This is a genomic window from Pseudoalteromonas sp. AWM4_233 (assembly GCF_056158285.1).
Window position 1 is genome coordinate 1 of the sequence record NZ_JBSWSZ010000160.1, and the last position, 7930, is coordinate 7930.

Genomic DNA, 7930 nt, shown 5'->3' on the forward strand with positions numbered 1-7930 from the left:
AAGGTTAACGACGGTTAGATTCACCTCTTACACAGCACCTTTGAATATGTTGCATTGAAAATGAAGCTGTTATCTTCATTTTCGCTACCAAACGTTAGTGAGAATACGTCTTCTTCACCATTGTCTTGTTGCGGTCTTGAAGTTAGAGCATCAATGCTGAAACCATCATAAGAGTCTTCAAGGATGATGTTAACAACACCAGCCATCGCGTCAGAACCGTATACAGCTGAAGCACCACCGTGAGTAATTTCTACACGCTTGATTACAGCAGTTGGGATCATGTTAAGGTCAACTGCAGAGCTTGTAACACTTGATGATACAAAACGCTTACCATTTACTAGAACTAGTGTACGACCAGTACCTAAGCCACGTAGGTTAGTTGTACGAATACCAGCACCGAAAATACCTTGGCCAGTAGTTAAAGAAGTACCGATATCAGCAGATGGTGTTGAATCTAAAAGATCACCAACGTTTGTAATACCCGCATCGCTTAGGAGGTGCTGTGTAAGAGGTGAATCTAACCGTCGTTAACCTTAGCAATACGTAACTGAACGATCATCTACTGGTTCAGTACGTATTGCTAAGGTTAACCGATCCTTGTGGCTTCTAACTTCCAGCACCTGAAACAATCAGAAAAAAACCACTGCAAATGCTGATGTAGATATGACTCCAATGCTCGATATTGTATTTATCTTGCTGATATTTTTTATCGTCACAACCTCATTTGTTAAAGAGCGCACTATTGAAGTGAACCGCCCTTTAGCAAAACCAAGTCTTGAAAACCCTAAAAAACAAGCGCAATTTACTATCACTGAAAACGACAGTATTTATTTTGCAAATAGGCTTGTCACACCAGAGCAGATAATCGCTAACCTTGCGTTATTTGCCGCACAGTTTGAAATGACCAATGTGCAAGTAACAGCAAGTGAGCAAAGCAGCCATAAAACCTTGGTCACCTTGCTTGATAAAATAAAACAATATCAAGATGTACCAATTGCTATCAGCACGTCTTTATAACTTATCTCAAAGGGTCATTTGACCCTCTTTTAATATTAAAAATAAAAAACCGTCACATCTTTGTAAAAAAGCCTCTCTATTATTGTCTGTAACAAATCTGGTCTAGTCCAGATAAATTTAAAAATAAGAGGCTCAACAGATGATTAAACGACGTACACTCAGCACAGCTGTTTTTTTGTGCAGCTACCCATTTTTATCGGCACATAGCGCTTTTGCCACTGATGCAAAAATTCAAGGCTCTATCACAGATCATAGTAATCGCTTGCCAGGTGCTTTGGTTAAAGTCGTTGGCACAAATCAATCAACGGTGACTGATTATGATGGTAAGTTTGAGCTTGCTAAATTAGATGCAGGTCGCTACCAACTTGAAGTTTCGTATATGGGTTATAGCAGCCAGATTGTTGATGTTGAGATAAACAACAATGAGGTTAAATTACTGAATCCTATTGTGATGGATAATTCAGCTAACACCATTGAAGAAATCGTTGCTGTTGGTCAAATTCAACGTGGTGAAATGGCTGCGGCCAATAGCCAAAAGAATGCTAAAAATATTAAAAATGTTATTTCGGCTGATGGCATCGGTAAGTTGCCAGACCGTAACGCAGCTGAAGCAGTTCAACGCATCCCTGGAGTTTCTATAGAGCGCGATCAAGGCGAAGGCCGATTTGTTGCTGTTCGCGGCTTACCTGCCCAGTGGAGCTCTGCAACTATCAATGGCAACCGATTACCAACTGCAGAAGAAGAAACTACCAGCCGCGCCACTGCGTTTGACTTTTTCCCGAGTGAGCTTATTGAATTTGTAGAGGTATCAAAAGCATTAACGCCAGAGATGGAGGGAGATGCTATTGGTGGTAACGTTAACTTTATAACCAAAAAAGCACCCGATGATTTTGTATTTAATGCCAATTTAGCACTCGGTCAAAACGAACTAGCTGATGGCAATAACTACTCTGCCAACTTACTTTATGGCGATCGCATCTTAGATGACAAGTTAGGTTTTTTAATTAACGCAACAGCGTGGCAACGCGACTGGGCAACAGATAACTTTGAACCACGTCGAGGAAATGATGGTTTAGGAATTTATCGTTTAGAGCTAAGAGATTACACCGGAACTCGTGAAACTTACGGTTTAAATGGTTCTGTTGAATACCAGCTAGAACAAGGCAATGTTAGTGCTAGTGCAATGTACGGCACACTAATCGACGATGAAACGCATTATAAGCATCGTATGCGTTTTGATAAAGACAGAGCAGAGCTACAACATATTAGAAATGGAGCTCATAACAGAAATGACGGGCTTTGAGTTTGCTGGTGAGCATTTTTTTGGCTACGACAAAACATTAAATTGGTCTTTATCTAGCTATGAAAACGAATTTAGGTATGGCAACACGCCTAACAGTGAAGATAACAGTTATTTTGTAGTTCGATTTGACCAAAAAAATGTCGGTTACGAAGGCCTTGAAGACAGAGATACAGGCAAAAACTACGCTTATAACACGATTGATGGTGGTTCAGATCCATGGGATCAAATCAGTACTCATCTACCAAGTGGTTTTTCGTTTGATCCAAGCCAAATGGGCTTATCGTGGGTCGAACTTTATAAAATTAAGGTGAATGAAAAAGATAAAATTGTTGCCGCTTTAGACTTTGAGTGGCAACTCAATAATGATCTCTATTGTTAAAGTAGGCGCAAAGTATCGCGATAAAGAACGCGTTGCTAGGTTCAGCGATGAATTTTATGCATGGGATACTGAAAACTATGGCGCAGCCCCTACTCTGAGTGATTTTGCATTAGCCGACCAACCTGGGCGAAGTGACTATTTAAGCGAGCTTTCTTACGATTATCAAAGTCAGTTTTCGCAAGTTGCTAGTACTGATGACTTAGCGAATTTTTGGAATAACAATAAAGACAAGTTTGTCCTTGATAAAAGTGAATCTGCTTTAATCGAAAATGGTGGAGCACTTGGCAGAAACTTTGATGTTAATGAACAACATACATCTTTATATGGTATGGCAACATATACCATTAATGCTAATTGGGAAATGCTAACAGGTCTTCGTTTAACTCAAACCGACACCGAAGTTGACGGTTATATTTACCTTGCAGATGAAGATAAAGTCGAAAGCGTTAAAGCAAACAATGACTACTTGTCTGTGTTACCTGCATTGCATTTAACCTATCACCCTAACAGTCAAACCAATTATCGACTTGCATTAACTCGCTCTTTTGCTCGGTCCTGACTTTGGCTCATTAACGCCAGGTGCAACTTACTTAGAAGCAGACAACGAATTAACTTCTGGTAACCCAAATTTAGAGCCGACTTATTCAAATAATGTCGACTTAATGGCTGAATACTTCTTTGACCGCTTAGGGTTAGTTTCTCTGGGGGTATTTTATAAAGATATTACCGATCCTATTTTTCAAAGTAGCTCTATAGGAGAGTTCGGCAATAACACTGGGGTTAATATTATTCGCCCTGAAAATGGCGATAGCGCATGGCTTGCAGGTCTCGAGGTCGCGTTCAATCGTGATTTAGGGTTTATTACACCTAAACTAAATAACTTTGGCATCATGGCTAATGCGACCTTCATGGATTCAGAAATGACGATTCCAGATCGCGCAGACAAAGTCTCCATTCCTCGCCAAGCAGATAGTCTCTACAACTTTACGGTGTATTACGATAATACGCATTTTGCAGCTCGATTAGCCGTTAACTTCAAAGGTGAATACATTGAAGAGCATGGCAGCAGCAAACAATTTGATAGCTATTATGGCGACAATACAAGCGTTGACTTTACCACGTCATATCAGCTTAACGAAAACGCATTAGTCTACCTCGAACTGAATAACTTAACCAACGAGCCTCTTAAATACTACCTAGGCGATGAAAGCCGTCCTCGTACAAGTAGAGTACTACGGTGTACGCGGCATGGTTGGCATTAATTATCAGTTCTAATCAGTTTTTGAGTTGTATGCGGGGCCATTGCCCCGCAAAGGATACCTAATGTTTTCACACCCTAATTGGCTTAAACGTGCGCAAGGAACCGGTTTTGTGTTATTTGCAGCCAGTGCTGCATTTCTCACTTACTTTTCTATGTACGCATTTCGTAAGCCATTCACTGCAAATAGTTACACTGAATTCGACGATCCGAGTTGGCAGATAAGCTTTAAGATTGCACTGATTTTGGCGCAAGTTTTTGGCTATTTATGCGCTAAATTTATTGGCATAAAAGTTATTTCAGAGATGCAGCATCAGCAACGAGGTTTAACAATTATTGGCCTGCTTGCCGCTGCAGAAATATCGCTGGTGTTATTTGCTATCACTCCGATTGGGTTAAATGTTATTTGGCTATTTTTTAATGGCCTCTCACTAGGCATGATTTGGGGACTTGTTTTTAGCTTTCTCTGAAGGAAGAAAAACCAGTGAAATTCTAGGCGCTATTTTGAGTGTCACTTTTATATTGGCATCAGGCCTTGTTCGCAGTGTAGGCAAATGGCTTATTGATACACTAAATGTACCTGAACTTTGGATGCCTGCAGCAACAGGTGCGCTATTTTTCCCGCTGCTATTGTTTAGTGTTAAATGCTTAACCCTCATTCCAGAACCAACAATAGAGGACGAACAAGCAAGACAAAAACGCTTACCTATGGATGGCAAAGCCCGTTGGCAATTTTTTAAACAGTATTGGTTTGGTATTAGCTGCCTCATTTTAAGCTTCATGCTGTTTACTGGTTTTCGTGATTTCCGTGACAATTTTGCAGCTGAAATTTGGCAAGCTCTTGGCCATGGTGAAGAACCTGCCATTTTCGCCTACGCGGGGATAAGAATGTCATTTATTGTCCTTATCGCATTAGGTGCGATGGTTTTGGTAAAAAACAACAAAACCGCATTTTATGTCAATCACGGCTTTATTTTATTCGGTGCCGCTTTGTTATTGTCGAGTACCTTTGCTTTTGAAGCTAACTTGATATCCGCAAAAGCGTGGATGGTCTTACTTGGCTCAGGTCTCTATATCAGTTACATCCCGTATAACTGTTTTCTATTTGACCGAATGATTTCTGCCGTTGGCTCTGTCGCTAATGCTGGTTTTTTAATTTATCTTGCTGATTCTGCAGGCTATCTTGGCTCTGTCAGTATTTTACTGTACAGAACATTTGCTATGCCTGAACTCAGTTGGCTTAACTTCTTTATTAACGCTTGTTACTTAGTTGGCATTGTAGCCGCCGCTTTAGTTGCATGTTCACTGTGTTATTTCACAGTACGTTTATCCCCTATTCGAACTCTATCACTCAAAACAGGTTGTGACCTGAAACAATTAAAAGAGAATCTTATGAAAAACATAGAAGCTATCATTTTAGATTGGGCTGGAACTGTCGTGGATTATGGCTCAGTTGCCCCCACCACCATTTTTGTTGAAGCATTTAAACAAGCTTATGACTTTGAGATTTCACTTGCTGAAGCGCGTATTCCAATGGGTATGGGAAAATGGGATCACATTGCCACACTTGGAAAGTTAGAGTCAGTTGCTTCACGCTGGCACTCACAGTTTGGCCGAGCAATGTCAGACTCAGATATTGATCACATCTATCAAACTTTCATGCCATTGCAAAAGGCTAAAGTAGCAGACAGAGCAATGCCTATTCCTGGTGCGCTTAAAGTGATCAATCGCTTAAAACAGCAAAACATCAAAGTAGGCAGTTGTTCGGGCTACCCTCGCCAAGTTATGGAAGTGTTAGTCAGCGCCGCTGCAGACTATGGCTATCAACCGGATCATTGGGTAGCAAGTGACGACCTTAAAGCCGGTTCTCGCCCTGGCCCTTGGATGGCTCTTGAAAATGTAAATGCTTTAGGCATTAAAAAAGTTGCTAACTGTATCAAAATTGATGATTCAGCCCCCGGCATCGAAGAAGGTTTGAATGCCGGCATGTGGACAATTGGCCTCGCATTAAGCGGTAATGCGGTTGGCTTAACAGAGCAAGAGTGGCAAGCTTGTAGTGCTGAACAGAAGCAACAACTGCACACGCCAAGCTTACCAAAGCTTGTACTCTGCAGGTGCACATTTCGTGGTGGACTCACTGGCCGATATTGAAGCTGTTTTAATGGAGATTGATGCAAAACTAAGCCGAGGGGAGCGCCCATAATGCAGTTTCAACCTTTTTGGTTTGATAACGCAATGCAAGAGGAAGCCAATGCGCTTCCTCTTGCATTACCTGCAAAGCATCATTACGATGTATGTATCATAGGTGGTGGTTTTACTGGTCTTTGGACCGCAATCAAACTTAAGCAGCAACAAGCTAATTTAAAGGTTACCATCATTGAAAAAGGCTTTTGCGGGCAAGGTGCATCAGGGCGAAATGGCGGTGCAATGTTAAGCTCGGTCAACGAAGCTGCCCAGTTTAAGTAAGTTAGTCGGTCTCGAAAAGGCACTGTTTTTAGTCAAAGAGTCTGAGTCAGCGGTTCATCAAATTGCAGAGTTTGTTTGTCAGCACGGTATCGACTGCGATTGTCGGATTGATGGCTGTTATTACACCGCCTCAAATGAAGCACAAAAGCACTTGTTAGCCCCCGCAATAAAAATGCTTGAGGATAACAATCTTAATGCGTGGCAACACTGTGATACTCAAGCTCTTATCAATACAGGATCAGCCGCCAAGTATTAGCGGTCATTATTCACCTCATGGTGGAAGTATTCAGCCGGCAAAATTAGTTCGTGGTTTAAAACAGGTCGCTGAAAGTTTAGGCGTTACAATTATTGAACAGTGCCAGTACACAGCACATAGCGGACAGTCCCCCCTAAATGTTGAAACAAGCCAAGGTAATATTTGTGCTAATCATCTAGTATTTGCCGTTAATGCGTGGCTCCCTACCCTAAAGCCGCAGTTTCAACGTAATATCGTGCTGGTTTCAAGCGATATGGCAATTACTAAACCGATGCCTGAAACGCTAAATCATTTAAGTCTCAATCATGGCGCTGCAATAATAGACTCCCGTATTTTTGTAAACTATTACCGAACCACTACTGATGGTCGATTAATGCTTGGCAAAGGCGGAAATTATTTTAGCTTCGCAAACAGAATGAGTGATAAATTTGAGCAGCCGAGTCGCTATCAAACGCTATTAAATAACTCTTTATCACACTTTTTCCCTAAGCATAATTTTGAAATTGATCGAACTTGGACAGGCCCTTCTGACCGAAGTGTCACTGGCTTCCCGTTTTTTGGACATTTGAATAATCAAGCAAACGTTATCTACGCCGGGAGTTAGTCTGGTAATGGCGTCGTACAGTCTTTTTTAGGGGCAAATATTCTGTGTGCTTTAATTTTAAAGAATGCACCTGTTTGGCAACACTGTGGCCTTGTAAATCAAACATTAGACAACTTTGTAGTTGAGCCCTTTCGAACTGTCGGCGCTTACCTAATTCGTAATGCAATTCGTCGTAAAGAACGAGCAGAAGACAATAACACCCATGTAAATCCAATAGATACGTATCTTGCCAGCCTCATAGGCAGCGCAGGAAAAGTCGATATGAAATCGTAGAGTTTTTTAGATGGCCATTACACACCAACAAACAATTACACAGATTCTGGTTAATTTATTTGAGCAGTTCTGGTCACCAACACTATGACGAAATTTGTACTCAGTATTCTCATGCAGCCCAGTGCGCTGGGCTTGCATTGCAGCAAAAATTAAGCGCTGATACTGTCGTTGCTGCATTTTTACATGATATTGGGCATTTAATCGCACAGCAGCAAAATCTCACGATGACCAAGCAAGGATATGTGAATCACTGCGAGCTTGGCGCAATTTTTTTAAAAGAAAATAACTTTAATGATGCTGTTGTTGCCATGGTTTCTCAACATGTTCCAAGGCGTAGTTGTAGCTACAGAAAGCCACAAGGATCACTAACCTTA

General features: G+C 41.2%; 11 protein-coding genes. 10 read left to right on the forward strand and 1 reads right to left on the reverse strand.

The features are described 5' to 3' along the window. Window positions 1-20 precede the first annotated feature (20 nt). A complete protein-coding gene (locus ACXAC4_RS28385) occupies window positions 21-479 on the reverse strand; it encodes a TonB-dependent receptor plug domain-containing protein (protein WP_475168809.1) in 459 nt (152 codons plus the stop codon). Window positions 480-663: 184 nt separating this feature from the next. Between ACXAC4_RS28385 and ACXAC4_RS28390 the strand changes: the two genes are divergently transcribed. From ACXAC4_RS28390 to ACXAC4_RS28435, 10 genes are all read left to right on the forward strand, one after another. Continuing rightward, window positions 664-1017: an ExbD/TolR family protein gene (locus ACXAC4_RS28390; RefSeq protein WP_475168787.1), complete on the forward strand. Its 354-nt coding sequence runs from the start codon at window positions 664-666 to the stop codon at window positions 1015-1017. A 139-nt stretch (window positions 1018-1156) separates the two neighbouring features. Then, a complete protein-coding gene (locus ACXAC4_RS28395) occupies window positions 1157-2320 on the forward strand; it encodes a carboxypeptidase-like regulatory domain-containing protein (protein ID WP_475168791.1) in 1164 nt (387 codons plus the stop codon). After that, window positions 2307-2699, forward strand: coding sequence for a hypothetical protein (locus tag ACXAC4_RS28400; RefSeq protein WP_475168793.1), 393 nt, complete (start codon window positions 2307-2309; stop codon window positions 2697-2699). Before ACXAC4_RS28395 ends, ACXAC4_RS28400 begins: the two co-directional genes overlap by 14 nt. Beyond that, the gene (locus ACXAC4_RS28405) at window positions 2683-3258 is read left to right on the forward strand and encodes a TonB-dependent receptor domain-containing protein (protein WP_475168795.1); all 576 of its coding nucleotides are present in this window, start codon (window positions 2683-2685) and stop codon (window positions 3256-3258) included. Before ACXAC4_RS28400 ends, ACXAC4_RS28405 begins: the two co-directional genes overlap by 17 nt. Then, complete coding sequence (locus ACXAC4_RS28410; RefSeq protein ID WP_475168798.1) at window positions 3245-3961, forward strand: TonB-dependent receptor domain-containing protein; 717 nt, start codon at window positions 3245-3247, stop codon at window positions 3959-3961. Before ACXAC4_RS28405 ends, ACXAC4_RS28410 begins: the two co-directional genes overlap by 14 nt. A gap of 61 nt (window positions 3962-4022) precedes the next feature. Next, a complete protein-coding gene (locus tag ACXAC4_RS28415) occupies window positions 4023-4427 on the forward strand; it encodes a DUF5690 family protein (RefSeq protein WP_475168801.1) in 405 nt (134 codons plus the stop codon). Between the two features lie 34 nt (window positions 4428-4461). Further along, complete coding sequence (phnX, locus tag ACXAC4_RS28420) at window positions 4462-6108, forward strand: phosphonoacetaldehyde hydrolase (RefSeq protein WP_475168802.1); 1647 nt, start codon at window positions 4462-4464, stop codon at window positions 6106-6108. A 51-nt stretch (window positions 6109-6159) separates the two neighbouring features. Beyond that, a complete protein-coding gene (locus ACXAC4_RS28425; RefSeq protein ID WP_475168805.1) occupies window positions 6160-6423 on the forward strand; it encodes an FAD-dependent oxidoreductase in 264 nt (87 codons plus the stop codon). 194 nt (window positions 6424-6617) lie between these two features. Then, entirely contained in the window at window positions 6618-7283 is a 666-nt protein-coding gene (locus tag ACXAC4_RS28430; RefSeq protein WP_475168807.1) for an NAD(P)/FAD-dependent oxidoreductase, read from the forward strand. Window positions 7284-7615: 332 nt separating this feature from the next. Next, window positions 7616-7930, forward strand: a 315-nt coding sequence (locus ACXAC4_RS28435; RefSeq protein WP_475168808.1) for an HD domain-containing protein, incomplete at its 3' end; no start/stop codon positions are given.

Bases quoted from the DNA above. Each gene is read 5' to 3' on its own strand.
- ACXAC4_RS28390 (WP_475168787.1), top strand. From the start codon at position 664: ATGACTCCAATGCTCGATATTGTATTTATCTTGCTGATATTTTTTATC.
- ACXAC4_RS28395 (WP_475168791.1), top strand. From the start codon at position 1,157: ATGATTAAACGACGTACACTCAGCACAGCTGTTTTTTTGTGCAGCTAC.
- ACXAC4_RS28400 (WP_475168793.1), top strand. From the start codon at position 2,307: ATGACGGGCTTTGAGTTTGCTGGTGAGCATTTTTTTGGCTACGACAAA.
- ACXAC4_RS28405 (WP_475168795.1), top strand. From the start codon at position 2,683: ATGATCTCTATTGTTAAAGTAGGCGCAAAGTATCGCGATAAAGAACGC.
- ACXAC4_RS28415 (WP_475168801.1), top strand. From the start codon at position 4,023: ATGTTTTCACACCCTAATTGGCTTAAACGTGCGCAAGGAACCGGTTTT.
- ACXAC4_RS28425 (WP_475168805.1), top strand. From the start codon at position 6,160: ATGCAGTTTCAACCTTTTTGGTTTGATAACGCAATGCAAGAGGAAGCC.
- ACXAC4_RS28430 (WP_475168807.1), top strand. From the start codon at position 6,618: ATGCGTGGCAACACTGTGATACTCAAGCTCTTATCAATACAGGATCAG.